This is a genomic window from Allobosea sp. TND4EK4 (genome assembly GCF_900156025.1).
Classification (GTDB): domain Bacteria; phylum Pseudomonadota; class Alphaproteobacteria; order Rhizobiales; family Beijerinckiaceae; genus Allobosea.
Genome location: NZ_FTMO01000012.1, coordinates 1 through 23,947, shown reverse-complemented (window position 1 = coordinate 23,947; position 23,947 = coordinate 1). Strand labels below are relative to the sequence as shown.

20 protein-coding genes are annotated in these 23,947 nt (G+C 61.5%); 2 read left to right on the top strand and 18 right to left on the bottom strand.

Annotated features, from left to right (window positions below):
• Positions 1-4: 4 nt before the first annotated feature.
• The 12 genes from rfbD to asnB (BW981_RS16575) all read right to left on the bottom strand — a co-directional run bounded on the left by rfbD (position 5) and on the right by asnB (BW981_RS16575) (position 15,154).
• A complete protein-coding gene (gene rfbD, locus BW981_RS16630) occupies positions 5-898 on the bottom strand; it encodes a dTDP-4-dehydrorhamnose reductase (protein ID WP_076441241.1) in 894 nt (297 codons plus the stop codon).
• An 18-nt stretch (positions 899-916) separates the two neighbouring features.
• The gene (rfbC, locus tag BW981_RS16625) at positions 917-1,474 is read right to left on the bottom strand and encodes a dTDP-4-dehydrorhamnose 3,5-epimerase (RefSeq protein ID WP_076441239.1); all 558 of its coding nucleotides are present in this window, start codon (positions 1,472-1,474) and stop codon (positions 917-919) included.
• Between the two features lie 17 nt (positions 1,475-1,491).
• A complete protein-coding gene (rfbB, locus tag BW981_RS16620) occupies positions 1,492-2,547 on the bottom strand; it encodes a dTDP-glucose 4,6-dehydratase (protein WP_076441237.1) in 1,056 nt (351 codons plus the stop codon).
• Between the two features lie 143 nt (positions 2,548-2,690).
• On the bottom strand, positions 2,691-2,924 hold the full coding sequence (locus BW981_RS16615) for a hypothetical protein (RefSeq protein ID WP_076441235.1): 234 nt from the start codon (positions 2,922-2,924) through the stop codon (positions 2,691-2,693).
• Positions 2,925-3,541: 617 nt separating this feature from the next.
• Positions 3,542-4,501 carry a class I SAM-dependent methyltransferase gene (locus BW981_RS16610; RefSeq protein ID WP_083712430.1) on the bottom strand — a complete coding sequence of 320 codons (960 nt, stop codon included), beginning with the start codon at positions 4,499-4,501 and terminating at the stop codon, positions 3,542-3,544.
• Positions 4,502-4,544: 43 nt separating this feature from the next.
• Positions 4,545-5,825 carry a glycosyltransferase family 4 protein gene (locus tag BW981_RS16605; protein ID WP_083712429.1) on the bottom strand — a complete coding sequence of 427 codons (1,281 nt, stop codon included), beginning with the start codon at positions 5,823-5,825 and terminating at the stop codon, positions 4,545-4,547.
• Positions 5,785-6,981, bottom strand: coding sequence for a glycosyltransferase family protein (locus tag BW981_RS16600; protein WP_076441230.1), 1,197 nt, complete (start codon positions 6,979-6,981; stop codon positions 5,785-5,787). Before BW981_RS16600 ends, BW981_RS16605 begins: the two co-directional genes overlap by 41 nt.
• Before the next feature lie 34 nt (positions 6,982-7,015).
• On the bottom strand, positions 7,016-8,572 hold the full coding sequence (locus BW981_RS22665) for a glycosyltransferase (RefSeq protein WP_139333812.1): 1,557 nt from the start codon (positions 8,570-8,572) through the stop codon (positions 7,016-7,018).
• Positions 8,524-10,467: an asparagine synthase (glutamine-hydrolyzing) gene (gene asnB, locus BW981_RS16590; RefSeq protein WP_076441227.1), complete on the bottom strand. Its 1,944-nt coding sequence runs from the start codon at positions 10,465-10,467 to the stop codon at positions 8,524-8,526. The genes BW981_RS22665 and asnB (BW981_RS16590) overlap by 49 nt, the downstream gene beginning before the upstream one ends.
• Before the next feature lie 146 nt (positions 10,468-10,613).
• Positions 10,614-11,660, bottom strand: a complete 1,047-nt coding sequence (wecB, locus tag BW981_RS16585; protein ID WP_076441225.1) for a non-hydrolyzing UDP-N-acetylglucosamine 2-epimerase — start codon at positions 11,658-11,660, stop codon at positions 10,614-10,616.
• Positions 11,661-11,721: 61 nt separating this feature from the next.
• Complete coding sequence (locus BW981_RS16580) at positions 11,722-13,170, bottom strand: glycosyltransferase (RefSeq protein WP_175624158.1); 1,449 nt, start codon at positions 13,168-13,170, stop codon at positions 11,722-11,724.
• 70 nt (positions 13,171-13,240) lie between these two features.
• Positions 13,241-15,154 (bottom strand): asparagine synthase (glutamine-hydrolyzing), encoded by a 1,914-nt coding sequence (gene asnB, locus BW981_RS16575; protein WP_076441221.1) that lies wholly within the window; start codon positions 15,152-15,154, stop codon positions 13,241-13,243.
• A 340-nt stretch (positions 15,155-15,494) separates the two neighbouring features.
• Here asnB (BW981_RS16575) and BW981_RS16570 point away from each other — a divergent pair, with 340 nt between their 5' ends.
• Entirely contained in the window at positions 15,495-16,373 is an 879-nt protein-coding gene (locus BW981_RS16570) for an ABC transporter permease (protein ID WP_083712427.1), read from the top strand.
• A 34-nt stretch (positions 16,374-16,407) separates the two neighbouring features.
• Complete coding sequence (locus BW981_RS16565) at positions 16,408-18,213, top strand: ABC transporter ATP-binding protein (RefSeq protein WP_076441219.1); 1,806 nt, start codon at positions 16,408-16,410, stop codon at positions 18,211-18,213.
• 141 nt (positions 18,214-18,354) lie between these two features.
• Here BW981_RS16565 and BW981_RS16560 read toward each other — a convergent pair whose 3' ends face one another.
• From BW981_RS16560 to BW981_RS16535, 6 genes are all read right to left on the bottom strand, one after another.
• On the bottom strand, positions 18,355-19,143 hold the full coding sequence (locus tag BW981_RS16560) for a class I SAM-dependent methyltransferase (protein ID WP_076441217.1): 789 nt from the start codon (positions 19,141-19,143) through the stop codon (positions 18,355-18,357).
• A 91-nt stretch (positions 19,144-19,234) separates the two neighbouring features.
• The gene (locus BW981_RS16555) at positions 19,235-19,600 is read right to left on the bottom strand and encodes a DMT family transporter (RefSeq protein ID WP_076441215.1); all 366 of its coding nucleotides are present in this window, start codon (positions 19,598-19,600) and stop codon (positions 19,235-19,237) included.
• Complete coding sequence (locus BW981_RS16550) at positions 19,597-20,580, bottom strand: class I SAM-dependent methyltransferase (RefSeq protein WP_210188684.1); 984 nt, start codon at positions 20,578-20,580, stop codon at positions 19,597-19,599. Before BW981_RS16550 ends, BW981_RS16555 begins: the two co-directional genes overlap by 4 nt.
• Before the next feature lie 24 nt (positions 20,581-20,604).
• On the bottom strand, positions 20,605-21,342 hold the full coding sequence (locus BW981_RS16545; protein WP_083712425.1) for a class I SAM-dependent methyltransferase: 738 nt from the start codon (positions 21,340-21,342) through the stop codon (positions 20,605-20,607).
• Between the two features lie 288 nt (positions 21,343-21,630).
• The gene (asnB, locus tag BW981_RS16540) at positions 21,631-23,484 is read right to left on the bottom strand and encodes an asparagine synthase (glutamine-hydrolyzing) (protein WP_076441211.1); all 1,854 of its coding nucleotides are present in this window, start codon (positions 23,482-23,484) and stop codon (positions 21,631-21,633) included.
• Positions 23,485-23,486: 2 nt separating this feature from the next.
• Complete coding sequence (locus tag BW981_RS16535) at positions 23,487-23,678, bottom strand: hypothetical protein (protein WP_139333810.1); 192 nt, start codon at positions 23,676-23,678, stop codon at positions 23,487-23,489.
• Between the last annotated feature and the right edge of the window lie 269 nt (positions 23,679-23,947).

The following is a 23,947-nucleotide window of genomic DNA, read 5'->3' as shown; positions in this document are numbered from 1 at the left end:
TCGTCTATCCCGTCTGTTCGGTGCTCAGGAGCCGGCGCACGCAGGACGCGAGCGAGGCCTGCCAATGCGGCAGGCCAGCCCCATGAATCGTCTTGAGCCTGGAGGAGTCCAGCCGTGAATTCGCCGGTCGACGCGCGGGCGTCGGGTAGTCGGTGGTCGCGATGCGCTTGACCCGCACCGGCATGCCGCCAAGCCGCTCACGCTCGGCGAAGATCGCCTCGGCCACATCCGCCCAGACCGCCTCGCCCTGCGCGCCCATATGGAAGACGCCGCGCAGCGTCGCTTCGTTGGGGCGCTCCACCAGATTGCGGGCCACGGTGAAGATCGCATCCGCGGCGTCGAGGGCGCTCGTCGGGCTGCCGACCTGGTCGGCGACGACGCCGACCTCGTCGCGCGTCTCGGCCAGCCGCAGCATGGTCTTGACGAAGTTCTTGCCGAAGGGGCTGTAGACCCAGGCGGTCCGGAGGATCGCGTGGTTCGGGGTGGCCGCGGCCACCGCCTCTTCACCGGCTAGCTTGCTGCGGCCATAGGCCGAGATCGGCCCGACCGGATCGCCCTCGCGATAGGGCCGGTCGAGGCTGCCGTCGAAGACGTAGTCGGTCGAGATCTGGATCACCGGGACGCCGAGCCGGGCGGCGGCGCGCGCGACCTCGCCAGCCGCGGCACCATTGACCGTTTGAGCGGCTGCCTCCTCGCTTTCCGCGAGATCGACGGCGGTAAAGGCCGCGGCATTGACGACGAGGTCCGGCCGGGAGGCAATGATCGCCGGGCCGATCGAGCAGGGCTGCTCCAGGTCGAGCCCGGGGCGTCCCAGCGCCGTCACGGTCACGCCCTCTGGCGCGCGCTCCAACATGGAGAGCACGACCTGGCCCGATTGTCCCGTGACGGTGATCCGCATGGCCTGTCGCTCCCGCGCTCAGTCGAAATAGCGCGGAAGATCGGCGAGGCGCGGATGCTTGCGGTCCTTGTCCGAGAGCACGAGCTGATCATGCGGCAGACGCCAGTCGATGCCGAGGGCCGGATCGTCGAAGGCGAGGCCATGGTCGTTGGCCGGGCCGTAGGGCGCCGTCACCTTGTAGAGCACCTCGGTATCTGGCTCGAGCGTGACGAAGCCATGGGCGAAGCCGATGGGCACGAGGAGCTGGCGCCAGTTCTCGGCCGAAAGCTCGACTGCGACATGCTGGCCGAAGCTGGGCGAGGAGGCGCGAAGGTCCACCGCGACGTCGAGGATCCGGCCACGAGCCACGCGCACCAGCTTGTCCTGCGCGAAGGGCGCCGACTGGAAGTGCAGGCCCCGCAGCGTGCCGACCTGCGCCGAGAGCGAGTGGTTGTCCTGCACGAAGACGAGGTCGATGCCCGCCGCCGCCATGTCGGACTGCTTGTAGACCTCGGAGAAGAAGCCGCGATGGTCGCCATGCTTCTTCGGAGTGATGATCTTGACCGCGGGGATGTCGGTCGCTTCGACGCTGAGCATGGTCTCGTCCGTCCGGTTCAGGCCGCGCCGAGGCGCTCGCCGCGATAGACGCCGGAGCGGATGTCGCCCCACCATGTCTGGTTGGCGAGATACCATTCGACCGTGCGGCGCAGGCCCGTCTCGAAGGTCTCCCTGGGCGTCCAGCCGAGCTCGCGGCCGATCTTTCCGGCATCGATCGCATAACGCGCATCATGGCCGGGGCGATCCGTCACGTAAGCTATCAGCCGCTCATGCGGGCCCGCCGGATCGGGCCTGAGCTCGTCGAGAATGGCGCAGATTCCCTTCACCACGTCGATGTTCGTCTTCTCGTTATGCCCGCCGATATTGTAGCTCTCGCCGAGCGCACCGCGCTCCGCCACCGTCAGCAGCGCATCGGCATGGTCGTCGACATAGAGCCAGTCTCGCACGTTGAGGCCGTTGCCGTAGACCGGCAGCGGCTTGCCCTCCAGCGCGTTGATGATCATCAGCGGGATCAGCTTCTCCGGGAAGTGATAGGGCCCGTAATTGTTGGAGCAATTGGTCATCACCACCGGCAGGCCGTAGGTGTGGTGCCAGGCGCGAACGAGATGGTCCGATGCCGCCTTGGAGGCGGAATAGGGCGAGTTTGGCTGGTAGGCCGTGTCCTCGCGGAAGAAGCCTTCCTCGCCGAGCGAGCCGAAGACCTCGTCGGTCGAGATGTGGTGGAAGCGGAAGCGCTCCCTGGCTTCGCCCTCCAGGCTGCGCCAGTGCCGCAGCGCCTCCTGCAGCAGCGCGAAGGTCCCGACGATATTGGTCTGGATGAAGTCGCCGGGACCATCGATCGAGCGGTCGACATGGCTCTCGGCGGCCAGATGCATGACGATGTCGGGCTGGAATTCGGCGAAGAGCGCCCGCATGCGCTCGCCGTCGCCGATATCGGCCTGCTCGAAGCGGTAGCGATTGCTCCCTGAAATCGGCGCGAGGGAGGCGAGGTTGCCGGCATAGGTCAGCTTGTCGACGACGCAGACATCATGCTGCGTCTCGCCGATCAGCTTGCGCACGACGGCGGAGCCGATAAACCCGGCGCCGCCCGTGACGAGGAATTTCGATGGCATACGCGTTCCCGGCGCCCTGAAGTCCTTGGCAGATAAACCGTGCAGAAGACGATTCTGGAAGGTCGCGTGTCCTTATCGTCAAGTCGCGGGTGGCGCCATCGGTGGGGCCACGGCGACGCATGAAAAACAGGGCTGCAGGCACCTTAGTCCGCGAGATGGGGCGTGAGGCTATGCGGCGAGGCGAACCCTTCCATCACCTCGCCGGTCAGTCGCTTGTTGGGGAGCTTGTAGAGATCGCTCTGGCGGGTGCGGCATTCGGCTCCGCCTCGTTCCTTTGTCGCAATCGAAGCGAACCCGGAGGCGGTCGGGATGCCGAGGCGAGCCTGAGCCCATTCGGGTGAATCCTGGAGGTAGTTGACGATCTCAAGGAGGGCCATCCTTGTCCCTTGTTGGCGCTGACGGCGCGATACGATCTGACGAGAGCGAGTGGCGACTGATCGAACCGCTTGTGGCGAACAAGCCGCGCAGGGTTGCCCGATGGAGGACAGACGCGTGATCACTTCCGGCGTATCGCGACGCGATTCGACAGCTCGCCAGAAACTTCCTCGCAGCCGTAACCCTCGCTTCAGCCAGACTCTGGCTCAGATCTCATCAGTCCAGACCCTAGGGCAGAACTCCGGGGCACGTGATCTTCCCCGCCTGCCGCTCAAACTGCCGGTAACGCGTCCGAACCAAGTGGACGATGGTGCATCACCTGCATCCGTTGTCGCGAGCCTTCGTCTATCTCGCCGCGCGTCGCCGACTGGTTCAGCCGCAAGGTCCTCGTTGAGAGGCTCGCGATCACGGGGGGCACACAGCCTTCTGCATCGAGCTCTTAAGAACCCCATGGCGCTGTTCGTAAGCCGGAATCTTCAATACGGACCCTGGCTCTGTTTACCAACTGCTAGTTCACCAGCCTGCTTTCACAGCCGACATCCGGGTCGGCGTGGACGGCAAGGGCTGCTGGCGCCACACCGCCCACGAGCGACGAAGGTCTGCGCAGTAAAAGCTCCTGTTATGCCCGGATCTTGGTCAGCCGGAAGCAGGCATCGATGCCGGCAAGATGGCCGTTATAGGTCGGGTAGCCATGCTCGTCCGTCTTGAGGGCGAGCAGGAACTCGCGGCATTCGCGCGGCAGCTTCTGGTCTTGAATGGCGGCAAAGCGCGTCGGCGCGATGAGCAACTCGTGCATCGAGATGCCAGCGCCCGTAAAGACACCCTGGAAGCCGTTGCGCTGCGCAATCTCCAGGAACTCCTGCGGCGTATAGCAGTCGGCGATCGGGCAAGTCTCGGTGTCCGTCGTTCTGGTGAAGGCTTCCCGCAGATTCAGGCCTTGATAAGTCTTCTCGATGATCTGCTTGTGATGCGCGACAAACAAATGCATCCACAGGCTGTCATAGTTGTAGACCATGATGTTGAACGTGCCGCCGGGCTTCAAGACGCGGCGCAGCTCGGTCATGACCAGGTCGAGATTCGGCATGTGATGGAGCACACCGGACGAGTGAATATGGTCGAAGCTGTCTGAGGCGAACGGCAGGTTCATAGCCGCCGGATCGAGCTGGACGAACTCGGCGGCCTTGCCATGCAGCGCGAGGCGCTCTTCAGCTTCCTTGAGCGAGCTCGGCGAGATGTCCGCTGCGACAAGGCGGGATGGAGCCGAATAATTGGCGAAACCGATCACATCGTGGCCGGGACCGCAGCCGTAGTCCAGAACGGCTTTGCCGTCGAAGCCAGCGACGGGCATGCGCTGAATATAGCCGAAATACTGATCGTTTCGCCAATGGAAGAAGTCGAGCGATTCTTGGGCATCCTTGAACCGGCGGTGTAGGGTTACGTTGAAGTCTGTCCAATAATCCTGCGTCTGGCTGTCCGCGATCGTCCCCGCGGCACCCTGGACGGCTCGTTGCGGCATGCCGGCAGCCGTCGGAGCCATGCTGGCGATCCTGCGTATCGCCTTCTTGACGAGAGCTTTCATGAAGCGAACCTTTTTGACGCGCTGCCCCGAGTTTGACGCGTGACTACCACCGAAGCCAATAGAGCGCGACGTCCTTCAGTATGCCAAGACGAGGCCGGTATCTCGTCTTGCCGGCAGCGGACAGGTGTCTATAGGCCTGTTCCACACGATCAGCCTCGCGTGGGAAGTTGGCTTTCGCCTCGACGATAGTTCGGCCGCGCGTCGCGATATGGTTGTAGAGCTTCTCGTTCTGCAACAGGCGAAGCACGGCATCCGCCAGGGAAGCGGGATCGAGCTGAGACAGAAGCGCGCTCTCTTCGTGCCGCACGATCTCGCCGTAGCGATCGAGCGGGCCGATGACGCTGGGCACGCCGCATGCCATGGCTTCCAGCAGCGTCTGCGGCAGCCCGTCGGATGCCGGAATACCGACGGCAACATCGGCCATGCTGTAGAATGCCGGCATCTGTTCGTGCGTGACATGCCCGACGAACGTGACCGCCTGCGTAAGGCCGAGCTCGCTTATTCGTCGTTCGAGCTGCGCGCGATAGGCCGGATCTGCACCGTATTCGGTCAGGACGAGATGCGCCTCGGGAACGCTTGCGACGATCTTCGCCATCGCTTCGACGAGAATGTGGATGTTGTAGAACGGCGTCAGTATCTTGGGGCTGAGAATGACCTTCGCTTCAGCCGGGATGCCCTTCGCTGCGCGTAGCGCGGTTCCGTCGGCGGGCTTGAAGACCTCTGGATCGACCCCCCAGACCACGCGGATCGCCTTTTCGCCATAGCCGCCGAGGTCGTCAAGCACGCCGATCAGGAAGTTGGACTTCGAGGTGATCAGGTCGGCGTGGCCGAGGAGCTGTTTCGTCAGCGCGATTCCCCGCGGGGTCGGGCTTCCCTGTTCCTTGAACAGGATGTCACCGCCCATGATGCTGACGACGAGCGGGCGTGCGCCCAAGGCAGCCGCCATCCAGGCCCAGGTGCTGTAGGCGAAGTGGATATGGACGATATCAGCATCCGCCTGTCGCAATTTGCGGCGGAAATCGAGCATCAGCCGCGCCATATCGGCAGGGCCGCTCAGATCGCGCCTCACCAGCCGGCCGAGCAGGCGCGCGGCCGTTGCAATCCACTGATCCTGCCCGGGCGGGGCGGAAGGCGTCAGTTCGGTCACGCCTTCGAGGCCGACGACCATGTCCGTCAGGAGGCTGACATGATGGCCACGTTCGGCGAAGCAACACACGCGGCCAGCGACATGCGTGCTGCCGGACGAGCCGATGGCGAGGATACGAAGTGGCTTCAAAAGGCCCTCAGAACAGTGTCGACAGTGCGAACTCGACCCGGCGCGCATAGGTGTGATTGTCCATCACATGTTCATAGGCTTGATCCGCGATCTTGCGGCGATAGCCCTCGTCCTTGAAGGCTCGAACCGCCTCCGCAACGTCCGAAAGATCCCGCTTGATTGGGATATAGTGCTCGCCTGCCGTCAACGTCCCATTGTAGTCGCCTTCGAGCAGCAACTGGCAGCACTTGGCTCCGATCGGCTCGAAATGCCGCGACGAGACGCTCTTCCCGGAAACCCCGGGCGTCACGCCGGCGTAAAATTTCTCGAACACTTCGGCGAAGCTTGCCTGCTGATTCTCTTTCAGGTTGTAGTCGCGCGCGCGCGTCAGAAGCTTCCCGTGATCGTTAAGGTAATAGGTGCCTGATTCCGCACCGATCAATCCCTTCGTGCGGCGGAGGAAAGCCGCCCATTCGTCGCGCGGCAAGCGAACCATCTGGCCCGCCCGGATATCGCATGTGAGACCGTATTCCGCCCCGCATGCCTCGAAATGCCGAATCAGATGGGTACGCTCCTCGTCCCCGACGAAAGGCCAGTAGATATCGCCGACGAAGCCGAGGTCGACCTCGCGATCGTCGGTCGCAGGCGGACGATAGACATCCGGATTGAGCGCATGCGGCATGGACAGGATACGGCTCCCGTCGATGCCATCATAGAGATAGCTGGCGGCGTTGAACGGCAGCTGGCTGCAGATGCGATCGGCCTTGACCCGCTGCATGAACGCGATCTTCTCGTCCAGAAGATCGTATTCGTTGCCGATAAAGACCAGCATCGGGCAGTCGCGCCGGGCCAGCAGGGGCGCGGCCTTGGTCAGGATCGTCATGTCATCGCCTGCCGCCGCGTGCGAAACCACAATCAGATCATAGCTGCGGATCTTTAGCAGGCAGCGCCCGAAATCGACCAGGTTGTTGATGTTGCAGACTTCGACATCAAGCCGCGGCGAGCGCGCAAAGGCGTCCTGCCAGTCACCGATATAGGACAGGCTGTCGTAGAACTGGCGCAGATGCGCATAGAGGTTCACGATGTATTTGTTGTTTCGGAACATCGCCGGCGGCGGTGTGCCGTCCTTTGCGCGGAGGATGCCACGCAGGACAGTGTCGGCTGTGACGACGACCTTTCCGAAGCCGTTGGCCGTGAGATAGAGCGTTTTGAGTTTCTTATGCATCTGCCTGGCCGGATTAACAGCGTCCTCACGTGCACTACGCGGCGTGTGGCGGACCGATCAAGTCCTCGATCAGCCTTTTCAGCACTTCTTCGTCGCGCTCCCAGCTCAGCTCATCACGGGCAGCTTCGACGTTTGCTTTCTTCGAGGCTCGCAGAGAGCTGTCGCTGCCTAGGCACAGCACAGCCTCAGCGATGCTTTTCGGATCCAGTGGATTGATCTGAAGACCGAGATCGAGCGGCCCTGCGACGCGTACGATCTCCGGAAGGTCGGGGTAGAGGACCGGCAGGCCCGCGGCCAGCGGCTGGAAGAAACCGTTCGGAAGGCAATGACGGATGCTCGGTGAGACCGGGTGGTAGAGCAGCAGCCCAAAATCCGCGGAGCGAACGAAAGGAACAACCTCATTGGCCTTCACAGCCGGATGGAAGTGGACGCGCCCCTCAATGCCAAGCTCCGCGATCTGGGCGGCATATGACGGGAAATTGGCGCCAAGAAAGGCAAGGTGATGGTGATCGGGCAGTGTCGCAAAAGCCTGCATGGCTTGCGCAATGGCGGTATCACGCTTCCATTGGCCGATGCAGACCGTCAGTAGCGCATCTTCCGCAAGGCCAAGACTTGTACGCAACGTCGTCCCGGGAGCACCTTCCAGACGGGGATCATGGGCATTGCGCAGGACGACGACGTCGCGCCCAAAGCGCTTCTTCATCAGTTCTGCGATGCCTTGGTTGACGGTCACCACGGCCGATGCATGACGCACGCACCAGCGCTCGATCATGTTCTCCCAGGGAACAACCCAGCGGGTCCAGAACGACGGCAGGCGCGTATGATCGTCCATATGAGAATAAAAATCGTGAGCGTCATAAATATACCTCGCCTTTCCGGTCAAGCAGCGGAATGCTATTGCCGGAAATTGATAAGGAGAATGCAAATAATAAAGCTTGGCTCCGGGTGTAATAGCGCGGGTTGGTTGAATAATATTCCTATAGACGCCCAAGATATGGTAAATGAAAGCAGTAAAGTTATTATAGTATAACTTGTTGAAAGCGATGTTTAATTTGATTCTAGCAAAGCTCGCGCTCCACAATACGAAATAATAGGCATGTATGGGTGCCCTATAGCCGGCGCGTTGACCGAGCCGAATTGCGGACCATGCCGCGAAACGAAAAGCGGCAGCGCGATCCTGCTTTCGAAGGCGGCGGAGTTCCGCCAGGCCTCGGGAGATCGAATGACGGAGCGTGCCAGCCTCCGCGGACGTCGCCAAGCCCGATGTGTCGCAAACCTCGGTCGCGGCAAGCCGTGACGGGGCTTCCTCGTCCTCCTTGGCCGGAGCCGTGGCGGGCGGAACTTCTGTCCGCGGCACTTCGACGCTTAGTACCTCGAATGGTAGGCTACCCGGGTCGAACCCGCTATGTTTTCCCTCCACAACGGCAGACTTGTACCCTAGCCGATAAACTGACGCCGTCTGCTTCAACGTGCGGCTGTCCGCGCGCAGAGCCAGTGGTGTAATGGAGACAACTTCGAGGTATTTCGGGGCGATCCGCGGCTTCAGAGCGCAAACTCCTTCATCCAGAGCGAAAGATTCAGCCAGCGCCATGGCGCGAAGCTGAAGCTCTGGCCGGCGCAGATACGTTCGAAGTGAGCCATCGCGGCCCGGCGGTCTATGTAGCGCTCGAGTTTCGGGTCGGCGATCGCCGACTCGATAAGCGGCTTGAGCGGGCCGGTTTGCCACAGGCGCTCCGGTGTCGCAAAGCCCATCTTGCGGGCCCGCATGCGGATTTCCTCCGGCAGCGTGCCCTTCATCGCATCGCGAAGTACGCGTTTGGTGTAACCGTCTCGCATCTTGAAGTGGGACGGCAGGGCGAAGGCATACTCGACCAGGCGGTGGTCGAGAAAGGGCACTCGCGCCTCGACCGAGAAGGCCATCGAGTTGCGGTCCTCGAAACGCAGCAATGCCGGAAGATTGGTCCTGAAGAAAAAGCGATGCAGAACATTGCCGAAATGGCCATCAGCGCCGAAAGGCTGCGGCGCCAAGGCTTCAACATAGGCTGAGTTGCCCACGTTTCCAGCCGCAAACTCCGGAGCGATCCAAGGCTGCTCGATCGCCGCGGCCGGGCTGGTCGAGCCAAATGCCGAGAGCATTCGCTTCAGGCCGGGGTAAGGTATCTGCGTCGCGAAGGGCCGCCCCTGAAGCCGTGCCCAGTGCCAACTCTCGGAAAGCGCCCGCAGATGCCTCCGTTGCGCCATCTGCTCAAGCAGGAAGAAGGGCACTGTGCTGGCATATCCGCCCAGCATCTCGTCGGCGCCCTGCCCGTCGAGAACGACCTTGACGCCCGCCTGCTGGACCAGCCGGAACACGCTCCATTGCGCATAGATGCTGGTTGAGCCGAATGGCTCGTCCTGATGCCAAACCAGCTTGTGCAGGTCGGCGAGAAGATCCTCCTCGCGCGGCTGCATAACGTGCGAGCGAACCTGCGCCGCTTCGATTGACATGCGCGTATAGTACCGCTCGTCCGCCTCGGGCACGTCGAACTCCGCGCTGAAGGCGTGGCGTTCGACCGAAAGCCCCGCCTCATTCGCGATCTCGCGCATGAGCATGGCGATGGCGGAGCTGTCGAGCCCGCCGGACAGGCAGGTGCCGACCGGCACGTCGGCCCGCAAATGAATGCGGACGCTCTCCTTCAGCAGCTCTCTGAACCGCTCCGCGGCCTCCGCATGGGTCTGTGGAACCTCAACGGGCTGCTCCAGCGGCTCATAATAGGATTTCTGCCTGAGCGAGCCATCGTCGAGATCGACGATCAGGTTGCGACCTGGCGGCAGACGCAGAATCCCTTCGAAAAAGGTCTCCTCGCCGCAGTCCGATGCTTCATAGTGCAGAAAGTCATGAATGACGCGATCGTTGGCGCGGCGCTCTACGCCCGGCAGCCTGACGAGCTGCTTGATCTCGGAACCGAAGGCGAAGGCATCGGCAGTCTTGACGTAGTAGAGAGGCTTTACACCGAAGCGATCCCGCGAGAGCACCAACCGGCGCGAGCGGCGATCCAGCAAGGCCAACGCCCACATGCCAATGAAGCGCGGGAACGCATCCATGCCCCAGGCCTCATAAGCCTTGAGGATGACCTCCGTATCGGACGAAGTCCGGAAAACAGCGCCTCGCTCCTGCAGTTCATGACGCAACTCGACATAGTTGTAAATTTCGCCGTTGAAGACGATCCAAAGCATGTCCTCATCGGAGGCCATCGGCTGCAGCGCTTCGTTCGAAAGATCGATGATCGCCAGACGCCGATGGCAAAAGAGCACCGACGGCCGGCGCTCGCCCGTCCAACGATCATGCGAGAAGGCCGCAGCACCGCCGGCGTCGGGGCGCGCGTCGAACCAGACCGCGCCCTGACCATCCGGGCCGCGGTGTGCAATGATCTCGGAGCTGTCAAGCAGCTGCCGCTCGGGAACCGTTATCCCGTCCTGGGCGAAATACCCGAAGATGCCGCACATGAACCGGAGATTCTTTCCTACTGTAGCGGGCGCCTTATCAGGCCTGCGTGAGCGGGCTCTTACACCACGGGCGCGGCGGCGTCCAAGGCATTTGCCCGAACGGGGGGGGGCGCGCGGCCAGACCTGATGACTCGGCGCCCGACGGCTCAGCCCATGAGTTCCTTGACTTTCGTCGCGATCAGGTCGCTGGCGTGGCCGGTGCCGTAGTCCGCGATCTCGCGCCGCTCGGCGTATTCGCGGGTCGTCCAGAGGCGGTTCCAGCCCGACTCGATCGTTTCGACCCATTCAGTCTCGTCACGCAGCGTCGTGCACGGGACGCGATGGAAATATGCCTCCTTCTGCAGGCCCCCGGAGTCAGTCATGACGCCGGCAGACTGGTTCACGAGCCATGCCATGTCCAGATAGCCGAGTGGCGCGATAAGGCGGATATTGGCCAGCTTGCGACCCTGCGCCTCCAGCAACTTGCCGGTGCGTGGGTGAACCGGCATAACGACAGGCATGGTCTGGGCTGCCTGCTCAAGCCACGCCAGCACACGCTCGAATCGCTCAGGGTTGTCGGTATTCTCGGCACGGTGGATCGTAGCGACCTGATAGCCCTTGGGGCTCAGGCCCTCCCGGGCCAGGATGCTCGATTCACCACGTGCGCGCGCCACCGCGCTCAAGGTGATGTCGTACATCACGTCGCCTGCATGGTGTACGCCTTGGACGATCCCTTCCGCTGCCAGGTTGTCGACGCCGGCCTGCGTCGGTGACAACAGCAGTGCGGACAGGTGGTCGGCCATGACGCGATTGATCTCTTCAGGCATGCGCCGGTTGAAGGAGCGCAGCCCAGCCTCGACGTGAGCGACCGGGATGTGGAGCTTCGCGGCTGCCAACGCCCCCGCGACGGTCGAGTTCGTGTCACCATAGATCATGACGGCGTCTGGCTTCTCGGCCTGCATGACGATTTCGAGCTTCTCGAGCATGCGGCCCGTCATTGCGCCATGCCCGAGGCTGTTCACCTCGAGGTTGTGCGCGGGAGGAGCGATATCGAGCTCCTGGAAGAAGATATCCGACATGGCCGCATCGAAATGCTGGCCGGTGTGGACGAGGATTTCGCGCACGCCGCCGGCTCGCCGCAATGCATGGCTGACCGGCGCAGCCTTGATGAACTGTGGCCTGGCGCCGACAACGGTGAGAAGAGTGCGGGTCAAGATTGCCTCGTTTCCTGTCGTGGTGTCACAGGCCGTCAGAGCCGGATCGCACCGCCGCAGCCTAGTGCAAGCGGCCGGTTGCCGTGCCGTCCGCCTCAAGCTGGGGAGTCTCGCCTCGGTACAAGGCGTCGAAGATCGGGGAATAGGCCTGCCAGTTGAACGTCTCGCGCGCAAATTCCGTCGCCGCCTGCTTGAGCCGGCTCAGCAGATCCGCATCGTCGGCGAGGCGATGAACGGCCGCGGCAAGGGAACCGCTCTCGCCGACGCGATAGATCAAGCCTGCATGGCCCCATTCGATGACCGAGCGTACATAGGCGAGATCGTTTGAAAGAAGCGCCAGCCCCGCATGCATGTACTGCGCGAGCTTGTTCGGACAAGCATACTCATAGATCATGAAATCGGAAAGATAGGGAATGATGCCAATGTCGGCCTCGGCTGCCGCCGCGACAAGCTCATCTTCCGTGACCGCCGGCAGGAAATAGACCGAGCGATCGAGCAGGCCAAGCCGCGCCGCAAGCTCGCGGCCGCGTCTGCTGTGCTCGTTCTCCGGCCCTCGCAAGAACAGTGCGGCCTTGCGCGGATCGACATGGCGCCAACCCTCGATCACCTCTTCCATGCCCCGCTTCGGCGAATAGCGCCCCTGAACCAGGCATTTGAGCCGGCCATCGGACTGATCGGTCATTGCGGTCCGCATCGGAACGACGGCGACATCCGCCCGCGGCTCGGCATTCGGCACTGCGTAGATCGGCCGGTAGCCATAGGCAGCGCTCATCTGCTCAGCCATGGGCTGGTTGATCGTGACCACCGCATCGGTCCGGCGCAGCAGCAGCCATTCGATAGCTGAGAAGATCCAGATATCGAGCCAGCGCGCATACGGATCGCAATGTGGATAGTACTCATGCGCATCGTAAACGACCCGACAGCCATAGCGCTTGCGCGCGACGACGCCGACCAGCAGCGTGTCTAGGTCGTTGCAGTGGATGGTATCCGGCTTGGTCGGTAGTGAATCGATGTAGCTCGTGAACCAGAGCGCGGGCGGGCCGAACTGCATGCGCAGGAGATTCGAGACGTAAGAAATCCGGGCGCGGAGCGACCCGAGCGAGCGTTCGCGCCGCCGCTCCTCCTCCTCGCCGCTTCCATCCTCTGACGGCCGACGCGCGGGCGCCGAAAGGAAGGGTTCGACGTGCCGTCCCAGCGGATGACGCAGAAGCGCGGAACGGATGCCGAGCGCCGCCTGCCGCATGATCCGAGCAAGTGCCAGTGGCAGCGCTACAAGAAGCAGGAGCAGCGCGAACAAGGGTGAGAGCAACACGGCGACGGGCCAGAGGTGCGGTGGAACCGCCTCCAGAAAGGCACGCGGATAGGCCAGCACCGCGACGAATTTATGCGGCAGGCGAACGAGGCGATAGCCGTCGCCATCCTGCTGCTCGGGCAGCGAGCCCGCGGCATTGTTGAAGCCTAGCACCGTGACGTCGAAGCTTCGCGCAGCAGATGCGGCGGACCACTTCACCCGGGGATCCATCGTCGGTTCGTGCGCGCACAACATCAGCACGCGCAGGCGATCGGCCGTCGCAGACATCTCAGGCAATGGCAGGCTCGGCCGTCGTCATGAACGAGCTCCGCTGGTCGAGAAAGGTCTCGTGCCAGAGCTCCAGCATCAGCATGGCGAAGATCTTGTTGGAAGCGTCGACGGTCCCGTCTTCGTGCTGGCGCAGGATCGCCTCGACAGCCTGCGGTTGGAAGATGCCGCGCCGTTGCAGCCGCGCGGGCGTCAGCAGGTCGCGGACAAAATCGCGTAGCTCGCCGCGCATCCAGATCTTCAGGGGAACGTTGAACCCCTGCTTGCGGCGATAAAGGATGTCGTGAGGGAGGTAAGACTCGAGCGCGGTCTTGACCAGCGCCTTCCCGTTCGTGCCCTGGATCTTGTGTCGCGCCGGAACGGTGAATGCCCATTCGACCAGGCGATGATCCAGGAACGGCACACGACCCTCGAGGCCATTGGCCATCGTCATCCGATCCGCCTTCGTCAGCATCTCGCTGACAAGCGTCGTCTTGATGTCGGCGTAAAGCTTCGATGCCAGCTGCTCGCCCCCCGGTGCCTCCTCGAGGCAGCGCTGCACGGCATTGTCCTGCCAAGCCTCGACCACTTCCGCGGCGAGCTGCGGCTCGAGCAATTCATGGAGCTCGCTATCGTGGAAGGTGATGAAGGCATTCAGATAGCGCTGGTCACGCGACGCCAGGCTGTTGAGCCGATCGGCGAGCCTGCCGGGCAGCACGGAACGCAGCGCAGGATAGCGACGCAGCATGCCAGCCGCCCGCTGGGCGCCCCATGACGCCGCCTTCGGGAGTTCTGGAAAATCGAAATGCCGCCAGACGTAGCCGCCGAAGACCTCGTCGCCGCCGTCGCCGCTCAGTACGACCTTCACATGATCCCGTGCGACCTTCGAGATGAAATAGAGCGCAAACGCCGAAGAGATGGCGAAGGGCTCATCGGCGTGCCATGCGATCTTTGGCAGTGCTTCGACGAGATCGGGAGTCAGCCGGAAGGCGTGGTGCTTCGCGCCGCAATGGTCCGCGACAGCCTGAGCGTAGGGGCTTTCGTCGAATTCTTCGAGGCCGGGGAACGTGATTGAGAAGGTCTCGATCTGATGGTTCGTGACCTTGCCGGCGTGTGCGACGATGGCGCTGGAATCGACGCCGCCTGAAAGGAATGCCCCGACCGGCACGTCCGCAACCATGTGAGACGAAACGGCCTCAGCAAAGCGCTGCTGGAAACCTGAGACGGCCGCCTCATAGCTCATGCCCTCGTCGATCGCGACCGGCAACGTCCAATAGGGACGCTCGCGCACCCCTTCGGCGTCGGCGACGATCAGATGGCCGGGCTGCAGCTTGCGGATACCGCGAAAGATGGAGCGCGGATCGGGAACGCTGAGCAGATGCAGATAGTCACCGAGCGCGATCCGGTCGAGCTCGGTTTCTGTCCGGGGATCGGCCAGCAGCGCTTTCATTTCCGAAGCGAAGAGCAAGCGCTCCCGATCATGCGTGACATAGAGCGGCTTGATCCCGAGCCGGTCGCGGGCCAAGACGAGCCGCCGCCGTCGTCCGTCCCAGATCGCCAGCGCGAACATCCCCTGGAGCTCAGAGAAGCAGGCATCGCCCTTCTCCTCGTAGAGCCGCAGGATCACCTCAGTGTCCGAGGTCGAGCGGAAGCGATGGCCTCTGCCCCTCATCCCCTGGGCCAGCTCACGATAGTTGTAGCACTCGCCATTGTAGACGATGACGATGCTGCCATCGTCGTTCGTCATCGGCTGATGACCGCCATTGCTGATGTCGATGATCGAGAGGCGGCGATGCCCGAACGCGACAGGGCCGACGACCTCGTATCCGGCGTCATCCGGCCCACGATGAGCGAGCAGGTCGGTCATCCGCTGGAGCAGAGGTCGCGGCGGGCGTGCTGCCGGATCGAACTGAAATATCCCGGCTATGCCACACATATCGCGGTTCCTGCTGCCTCCTGCCTTCTGCGGTACCACGCTCACGCGACAGCTACCGCAGCGCCTTATAGGCCAGCAGACCCCTTTCGACAATTCGGCTGGCTAGCCTCGCACGGGTCGTAAGCATTTCTGGAACGGAAGAAGCGACATCCGGCTTTTGGACAGCGTCGCCTGGAATCGACGACAAGGCAGGCTTCTGCCCACATCGTGGCCATGGGGCTCCTGCGACAAGAACTCCAGATGCAGTGATTGACCATAAAGCTCTCATCCAGATAGAGAGGCGGCTTGATGGCATCCGGTCGGCATCAGCCGCGGTGGAGCTCGGAGACCATCACTGCGCGTGGAGAAGACGTCGGGCAAGCAGCGTTCGGAGCCGCGGGCCATTTATTCCGAGCGGGCGAGCCAAAGGGCTGTCGTCAACAGGGTTTCTATGAAGCATTCCAGTGGATATTTGCGGTCGCACGGGTGGCTCCTGTTGCGTATCGCCCGCAGCGAAATCGCATCACGTTTTGCTGGATCGCTGCTGGGCGCCGGGTGGGCCGTGGTTACGCCCGTGCTGATGCTGTTGATCTACGCAGTCGTCTACCTCCTCGTGCTGAGGGTCCAGGTCCAGGGCATGACGAGCGCAGGCTATGTCGTGCTGATCTTCACCGGCCTCGTGCCCTTTCTCATGACGAGCGAGGCGCTGAACAATGGCGTCTCCTCCGTGGTGGCGAACCGGGCCGTGTTGGCCAACACGGTATTCCCGATCGACCTCGTCCCAGTCAAAGCGGTCGTTCTGGCGCAAGTCACGATGATAACGGGTCTAGTTGTTGTTTTGGTTGCGGCCGCTTTCCTTGGTGATCTTAAGGCAACGGCGCTTTTGTTGCCGATCATCTGGCTTCTGCATGTCCTATTTTTGGTTGGATTGCTCTGGTTGCTTTCCCTGATTAATATCGTATTTCGCGATCTGCAGAATTTCGTCGGCGTTGTCCTGATGCTCTTGATGATCGCGTCTCCGATCGCCTATACGCCGGAGATGGTGCCGAACGGATTGAAGCTGATCATTACGCTCAATCCTATTGCCTATTACATTATTGCATATCAGGATATTATTGTATTCGGGAAGATGCCGAGCGTTCAACTCTGGATCAGCTTGATTTTGATGTCGTCTGTAACTTTCGTGGGCGGAGGCTACTTTTTTGTGCGCGCGAAGCGGAGCTTGATCGATTATGTCTAAACCGCTCGCCGTTGAGTTTCAGAATGTCGGGAAGATGTATAAGCTCTACAAGGATCGGAAACATAGTTTTATTGATCTTGTTGGAGCTTCGAAGATACTTCCGTTCTACAAATCCAAGGTCGACGAATTCTGGGCTCTGCGGGATGTCAGCTTCCAGCTCGAAGCCGGGTCGCGCCTGGGCATCGTCGGTCGCAACGGCGCCGGCAAGACAACGCTCCTGAAGCTTCTCACCGGCAATATCACTCCAACGGAAGGTCAGGTCACCGTCAATGGTGAGGTCCAAGCGCTTCTCGAAGCGGGGGCGGGCTTTCATCCCGAATTCACCGGTTACGAGAATGTCGAGGCGGCGCTGACGCAGGCCGGCTTGAGCCGCGCAGCCATCAAGGAGGCGACCGCGGAAATCACTGAATTCACTGAGCTCGGTGAATTCATGAATCAGCCGTTTAAAGCCTACTCGGCCGGAATGCAGGCAAGGCTGGTGTTCACGACGGCAACCACGATCAAGCCCAATATTCTGATCGTCGATGAAATTCTGGGGGCTGGCGACGCCTATTTCGCGGTCAAATCTCGGCAACGCATGCGCACCCTTGTGGAGAGCGGCGCCTCGATCTTGCTGGTGTCGCACTCCTTGGACCAGGTCCTGCAGTTTTGCGATCAAGCCATATGGCTTGAGAGAGGTCGCGTCGTGTTGCGCGGCTCCAGCTTGGAAGTCGTGAAAGCCTATCAGGAGTTCGTCCACGAACTTCAGGACAAGCAGATCAAGGCCGCGAACCAGCGCCGACATTACGGCTTCCGGGATGCCGTGGAGATCGAGCATTTCGCCGAGACCTTTATCGCCGTTCTGAGGGCGAAAGGCCCACAGGGAGCCTCGGCCGACATCTCGCGCGTGGAGTTGCTCGCAGATGGCGTGCCGGTCGACACGGTCAGGTTAGGCGCCCCCCAGGATTCCGATTCGTCGCAGTTCGCCTATGTCGCTCTGAACACCGGCAACTGGCAGTCGCCGAGGGATGACAACGAGACACCCTTCCGGAGCCTGAAGCCCGAATCGCTGGGCGAGCTCGTGTTCCGGACCCTGCCTCTGGATCCAAAATCCCGATACAGCTTCCGCGTTCACTATCGCTGCACAGGCGAAGCTCGGCTGAGCTTCGCCTTTTCGCGAAACGGCAGATTGGTCCTTTCGGACGTGCAACTGCCGGCGTCCAAGGGCGGCTGGGTCAGTGAAAATATAGAACTGAAGCTCGTCTTCCCCCACGGCGCGTCCGCGGGGGCGGAGCAGGGCGAAGGCCAGACCCAGGCCGATCTCCAGTCGGAGGTCGCTCGAGCGGCGTCAATCGACGCGGAGGGGGTGAGCAATCAAGGCCGCGAGGAGCAGTCCCAGCAGCCGCTCACCGTGCGCCGCTGGTCCGGCGAGGGCAGTCTGCTTGTCGAAGGACTGTCCTTCCAGAACGGCAAGGGCGAGGATAAGGCGGTCTTCACTGTCGGCGAAACGGTTACTCTGGCGTTGGACGTCCGTGCGACGCGCAATGGCAAATTGCCGCTCGTCGTCGGTGTTGTCGTTTACACGCTCGATGGAATTACGGTGAGCCAGAACATTTCGCCGGGCTATGAACTCGACGTACACAGTCAGGAGATCGTCAGGATCTCACTGGATTATCCTGCGCTCAATCTGAGAAATGGCCGATATGTCATTTCTATCTCGCTGCACAAGGATCTCGACCCGCATCATCCCGAGCTGACGGAGCGCTACGATCTTGTTGCTCAGAGCTACCAGTTCGAGATCGTCGGCAATCCGCCGCTGCGCAGCGGATTGGTCGAGCTTCCGGCCCAGTGGCGGCGATAACAGCGATCAGACTCGGCGAACAGAGCAACCTGCCGCCGGGTTGCCCTTAGGCTTGTGCTCCTCGCACTCGCCCGGATGGCCCGCGCGGCAGCCCTCGCTCGTGGATGAGCGCCTGTCGAACGGCCGGCACGAGACGTCGAACTAGGCCCGTTTGAATCCGCGCGCCGCCCACGACATTTCGTTCACCCAGGCCAGCTGTATTCTTTCCAAACCCGCTTCCCTCATGAGGGCCTCGACCTCATCCTTCCGCCAATAATTGGCGATCTTGGGAAGCATCTGATCAAACACGATCGAGCGCAGATGCGAGAACGTGAACCCTCGCAAAAGGCCGAAATACTTTATCGGCGTCAGGCCCATCCGCAGAAACAGCCAGAGAACTGCAGTTGGATAGAGCGAGAGGTGATGCACGAGAGAGATCGGCATCCGGCTGAACAGAAGCTTCCGCGCCGGGTTCAGCGCCCAAATCAACCAGCCGTTGTTTTCCCGCCCATACACCCAGATTGCTATCTGGCCACCGGCCTTGACGGACCTGACCATCTCGGCGAGTGCGCGCTCAGGAAATTCAAGATGATGGATGACGCCGATCGAAAAGGCGATATCGATCTCGCTGGTCCAGGGTAGTTCATAAGCGCTACTCTCGAGCACCTCGCAATTGGCGAAAGAAGCAAGATTTGCACGCGCGCTCGCCAGCGAGCGTGCGTCGACATCGAGCGCGTGCCCCTGCGCGGCGCCGTAACTCAGTGGCCAGTAGCTGTTGCGCCCCATGCCGCAGCCGACGTCCACGAAGCGTTTGCCGCGCCAGTCATCAGACTCGTAGAACGGGAGCCAACGTCGGAACTGCTCCTCGTACTCCGGCTTGATGTCCGAGTAACGGCCCCACTCGTAGCCAAAGCGCTCAGGTGAGCCGCCGGCCACATTCGGATTGATCATCCCTTGTCAGCCCTTGAGTTCGCGTCCGTGCCCGGTCGCAGTCGAAAGTGAAGCGCTCCGCTGCACATTGCCTGGCAAAGGCGCGGAACCGTTAGCCTGTCGCGCCGTCGACCGACAATCCCACGATCAGAATTCCAATCCCGATGAAGGCAATGCCCAGCCATCGGACCAGAGGTATCGGCTCAGACAGGATCAAGGAGGAAGCCACGATCACGGAGACGAACTGAGCCGCGGCAAGCGATTGCGCGATATTAAGCGGAAGCGTGCGCAGAACCCAAGCATACAGGACGGCCGCCGCACCAAAGAAAAGAAACCCGAAGATAATCCCAGGCTCGAGCAGCGACGACAGAAGCGAACTCGAGGCGCTCTCAGCCATCGCTCCGCGTTTTAGGAGCAGATTGGCCGCCACCGTGCAAGAGATCATCGCGACGAGCGAGGCCAGCACCGAAGGCGTCATTGTGGCTTCCCCTTTGTCGCCTTGCCAATGACTTGGAGTCCTGCGCCACCCAAGCCGGGCACCCTCAACGTCCAGGCATCCACCGTGGTCGCGAAGCGCGTGAGCGCTCCAATGCCCGGAAGATATTGGAACGCCCGATTGAAAACGAGGACGTCGCTGTTCATGAAAAGGCAAAAGCCTAGGAAGCCGTGGGTCTTCCAGTGAACCGAGCGCAGCCCGGCCTCTTCCAACACAGGCACGGTTTCGACAAGGCGCAACGGGCGTTCGTTGACGTGGTCAAGTGCCGGCGAAAGCCTGTAAACCACTGCGCGCAAGGCTCGCCAGACGAAGAAATCACTGACCGGCTCCCGATAAATGAACGACCCGCCGGGCTTAAGAACGCGGTGCACCTCCGCAAAAAGAGCCGCCCGATCGTTCACGTGGTGAATGCCCCCGAGCATGAAGATATGGTCGAAGGCCTCCGATGCGAGCGGCAGCCGCGTGGCATCGCCCTGGACAAAAAGCAGATTGGGAAGTGCGTGTTCCTCGCGGGCCTTACGAAGCATGCCCAGCGAAATGTCCACGCCGACACCGCGGTCCACCTTCGATCCGATGAGCTTGAAGGACTCTCCGTGGCCGCAGCAGATTTCGGCGACGGTGTTGAGCTGGGCTCCGCCGATCGCGTTGAGCAATTCCCGATCGAGATACTTCATGTATTCGATCGTGTGCGGATAAGATAAATTGGTCAGATAGGTCTCGGCGATCCGGTCATAATGCGCCTGCTGTTGCCGCGCCTCCGCGGACAGCAAGGACTCCGCAAAAACCGGAATGCCGTCATGCGATATGGCATACTGCTGATCGGGCGATCGCAACGAGCGTCGATCCGGCGACAGCGTGATCGGCGCGTCGGAGGCCGGGCAACGCAGGAGATCCAAAAAGCGCGGCAAGGACACGAGTTGGTCGCTCGCCGCGCTTTTCTCTGAATGGACGCTATCGGTCACCAGACGTACCTTTGTCTCGTATTTCTATCGCTGTTTTGCTTTGGCCATAACCAGCGCGGAAACGCCGAAAGGTGGCCGCAGATACGGCGCGACGGTTATGTCGGCATGGAAGATCCTGCCTAATAGCCCGTTCAGAAAAGGGGAGTTCACTTCCGCTTCGCTCTTCAGCTTGACCTTGAACAGCTTCAGCAGGCGCCGCGCCAGCAGAATTGGAATGAATAAGATAAAATTGAAATAATATGAGCGTATTGGAACCAAGTTCGGGCGCTGGATGAGTCGAAGGAGCTGCGGCATGCGATAGCGTCGTTTGTGATGAGCGACGATATCCTGAAGCCCCCACAGCATAGTGAAAGTCGGCACAGTGATCAGGACATGGCCGCCGGGCTTCAGGACGCGGGCGATCTCCGCCGCAGCCTGCGCATCGTCTTCGACATGCTCCAGAACGTCGGTCGCCAACACCAAATCGAAACCGCCAGACTCGAAGGGCAGATCGCAGACATCGCCCTTGACGACCTCGGGCAGCCCTTTGGCCGCGGTCCAGCGAAGGGATTCCTCGCTCGAATCCAGGCCGAGCACATGCGTATAGCCCGCATCCCGCAGCATACGCAGGTTCGTACCGGTGCTCGTGCCGACATCCAGGATCCGCGCGTCCTTCGGCAAATGAAGGCGCCCGATCTCCGCGAGAAACAATGATCGCCGACCGACGAACCACCAATGTGATTCCTCATAGGCAGCCTCGATCTCGTACGTACCTACGTCCATCACGCCGGCCTTGATTTGTCAGGAGCCAAGAGCCCGGGAACGTCCGTTCGCAACGCTTCCGAGTGATGGCCGCAAGGATACTGATTCAACCCCGTTCCCTTCCGGCGCTCGCATTGAGCCAGCGCTTGGTCGTCTGCCGACCTGGTTCAGATCATCCGCATCCATCTCACGGACGTCAGACCACTTCGCCGAGGCCGCCTGGACTGTCAACAGCGCGTGAGCGGGACGAGCAGGGCGCATGGCTCTGCGGGCCCGGATTGGCACAAGGCGCGTCGCCCGTGCGCCCGTTCAACCCGCCAGCCGACTTTGCATGCTGAGCCAGGTCCAAAGGAACAGCCGATAATCGGCGCGCCCCGAACGATGATCTGCCCAGGCGCGGCGCACGAATTCGAGGTTGACCCCTTCCACGGGAGCTAATGGCGGTTCACTGGGAACCTCCTTCAGCCAACGCGCGAGCGGGATACCGAATCCCTTCTTCTTGCGATCCACGATCGATCTTGGCAGCAGCCGCCGCGCCACCTGCTTCAACAAGTACTTCCGCTCGCCGCCGCGGAGCTTGAAGTGGTTTGGCAGCCGGCGGCAGAAATCCACGATGTCGTTGTCAAGGAATACAGCGCGCGTTTCAAGAGAATGCATCATTGCGGCGCGATCCACCTTCATCAGGATGTCGTCCTGAAGATAGTAGCGCGTGAAGAATTCGAGCGAGCGGTCGACGTCGTTCTTGCCCGAGCCGGTCTCCCAGAGTTCGATCGCTTCGCTGTAGAGATCGTCGTAACGGACGGGCTCCTCGCAAAAGCTTGCAAACTCGGATGGCTCGAGCGGGGACATCCAGACAGGAAGACGGATGTTGTCGGGATACGACAACCCCATCAATGACCGCCTGACCTTGAAGTCGATGCTCATGTTCTTGTGGGAGATCGGCAACAAATCTGCCAGCCGGCGCAGGCCGCGGTGTGACCAGGCCGGAACCAGCCGGTCGTAGGCAGCCGCAGGTCGCAAAGCCAAGAACGGATCATAGCCCGCGAAGAGTTCGTCGCCGCCATCGCCCGAGAGCGCTACGGTAACGCTCTCGCGGGCGAAGGCCGACAGCATCGCCGTGGGCAAGATCGAGGCGTCGCCAAGCGGCTCGTCGAGGGCTGACAGGACACTGGGAATGAGATCGCGCGCCTTGTGCATGTCGAGGCGCCGCTCGTGATGCCTCGAGCCGACATGCTCGGCGACGATCCGGGCGTGCGCACTCTCGTCGAACGAGGGCTCGGCAAAGCCGATGGTGAAGGTCTCGAACGCACTGCCCTTCCGCTTGCTTGCCAGCGCCGCAAGGACGATGCTGGAATCCAGGCCGCCCGACAGAAAGACGCCGAGGGGGACGTCGCTCATGAGCCGTCGCTGCGCGCCCTGTATCAGCAATTCCGTGAGCTCTTCGACCAGGCGCGGCTCGTCCGCCTCTGTCAGGCTGTCGTCCGGCTCCAGCGAAAAACGCCAGTAAGCGCGCGTCTCGACTGTTTCCGTCGCCAAGTCGAACCGCAGCCAATGACCGCCCGGAAGCTTGTGCATGCCTTCGTGGATCGCGCGCGGCGACGGGATGTAGCCGTAGGCGAAGAGCTTCTGCACGGAGCGCCGATCGAAGGAGCGGTTGACGCCCGGATGCGCCGTCAGCGCCTTGGCCTCGCTTGCGAATGCGAACAGCCCGCTACGCGCCGTGTAATAGAGCGGCTTCTCTCCGAACCGATCGCGCGCGAGGAACAGGCACCCCTGCCGCCGATCAAAGATCGCAAAGGCGAACATGCCATTGAGGCGACGGGGCAAATCGGTACCCCACTCCTCCCAGCCATGAACCAGAACCTCGGTGTCGGAATGATCCGAAGTGAAACGATGGCCCCGGCTGATCAGCTCCGCGCGCAATTCCAAGTGATTGTAGATTTCACCATTGTAGACGATGCCGACCTGGCCGTCCTCATTCCACATCGGCTGATGGCCGGCGGCCAAGTCGACGATCGCCAGGCGGCGATGGCCGAGAAAAACCGGCGCGCCCGCCTCGACATGGTAACCGCTGCCATCCGGGCCCCGATGCGCGAGCGCACTCGTCATGCGCTCGAGATCGGTGCGGTCCCCACGGCCGAAAAAGCCAGCGATGCCGCACATCGCTAGATTTTCTCGCCCATGTTGATCGTGCCACGCACATGATAGGCGTGGCGCCCTTGCGACTCGAAATAGGTCCGCACGAGAATTTCCGCGAGGATGCCGAGGAGAATGGTCATCACCGCAAGCAAGAAAAGCATCGCCGAGAGCACCGGCATCGGCGTCAGGATCATCGAGATGCCTTCAACAATCTTCATCCACAGCATCAAGATCAGAGAAACGATGGACCCCAACATAAAGAGCGCGGCAGCCCCACCGAAGACGTAAATTGGCTTAACTAGATATTGAGAGAAAAACTTAATAACGATCAAATCAAGGACGACTTTAAAAATCCGGTTCAGCCCGTATTTGGACCTGCCGAATTTACGCGCTGTCCGCCGTCAGCACCAATGGCACAGATTTGAGGTTGTGATTTAAGGAGGATTTGGGCTTCGTCGTAGTGACGAAGGAACGAAGATGAAGCCCA

Coding starts and splice junctions, on each gene's coding strand:
- BW981_RS16610 (WP_083712430.1), bottom strand. CDS start 4,501: ATGAAAGCTCTCGTCAAGAAGGCGATACGCAGGATCGCCAGCATGGCT.
- BW981_RS16545 (WP_083712425.1), bottom strand. CDS start 21,342: ATGGACGTAGGTACGTACGAGATCGAGGCTGCCTATGAGGAATCACAT.
- rfbB (WP_076441237.1), bottom strand. CDS start 2,547: ATGCCATCGAAATTCCTCGTCACGGGCGGCGCCGGGTTTATCGGCTCC.
- BW981_RS16605 (WP_083712429.1), bottom strand. CDS start 5,825: ATGCGCGCCGGGTCGAGTTCGCACTGTCGACACTGTTCTGAGGGCCTT.
- BW981_RS16560 (WP_076441217.1), bottom strand. CDS start 19,143: ATGATCAATCCGAATGTGGCCGGCGGCTCACCTGAGCGCTTTGGCTAC.
- rfbD (WP_076441241.1), bottom strand. CDS start 898: ATGCGGATCACCGTCACGGGACAATCGGGCCAGGTCGTGCTCTCCATG.
- BW981_RS16615 (WP_076441235.1), bottom strand. CDS start 2,924: ATGGCCCTCCTTGAGATCGTCAACTACCTCCAGGATTCACCCGAATGG.
- asnB (WP_076441227.1), bottom strand. CDS start 10,467: ATGTGCGGCATCTTCGGGTATTTCGCCCAGGACGGGATAACGGTTCCC.
- asnB (WP_076441221.1), bottom strand. CDS start 15,154: ATGTGTGGCATAGCCGGGATATTTCAGTTCGATCCGGCAGCACGCCCG.
- BW981_RS16535 (WP_139333810.1), bottom strand. CDS start 23,678: ATGAAGATTGTTGAAGGCATCTCGATGATCCTGACGCCGATGCCGGTG.
- rfbC (WP_076441239.1), bottom strand. CDS start 1,474: ATGCTCAGCGTCGAAGCGACCGACATCCCCGCGGTCAAGATCATCACT.
- BW981_RS22665 (WP_139333812.1), bottom strand. CDS start 8,572: ATGGCGCTGGCTGAATCTTTCGCTCTGGATGAAGGAGTTTGCGCTCTG.
- BW981_RS16600 (WP_076441230.1), bottom strand. CDS start 6,981: ATGCATAAGAAACTCAAAACGCTCTATCTCACGGCCAACGGCTTCGGA.
- asnB (WP_076441211.1), bottom strand. CDS start 23,484: ATGTGCGGCATCGCTGGCTTTTTCGGCCGTGGGGACCGCACCGATCTC.
- BW981_RS16565 (WP_076441219.1), top strand. CDS start 16,408: ATGTATAAGCTCTACAAGGATCGGAAACATAGTTTTATTGATCTTGTT.
- BW981_RS16555 (WP_076441215.1), bottom strand. CDS start 19,600: ATGACGCCTTCGGTGCTGGCCTCGCTCGTCGCGATGATCTCTTGCACG.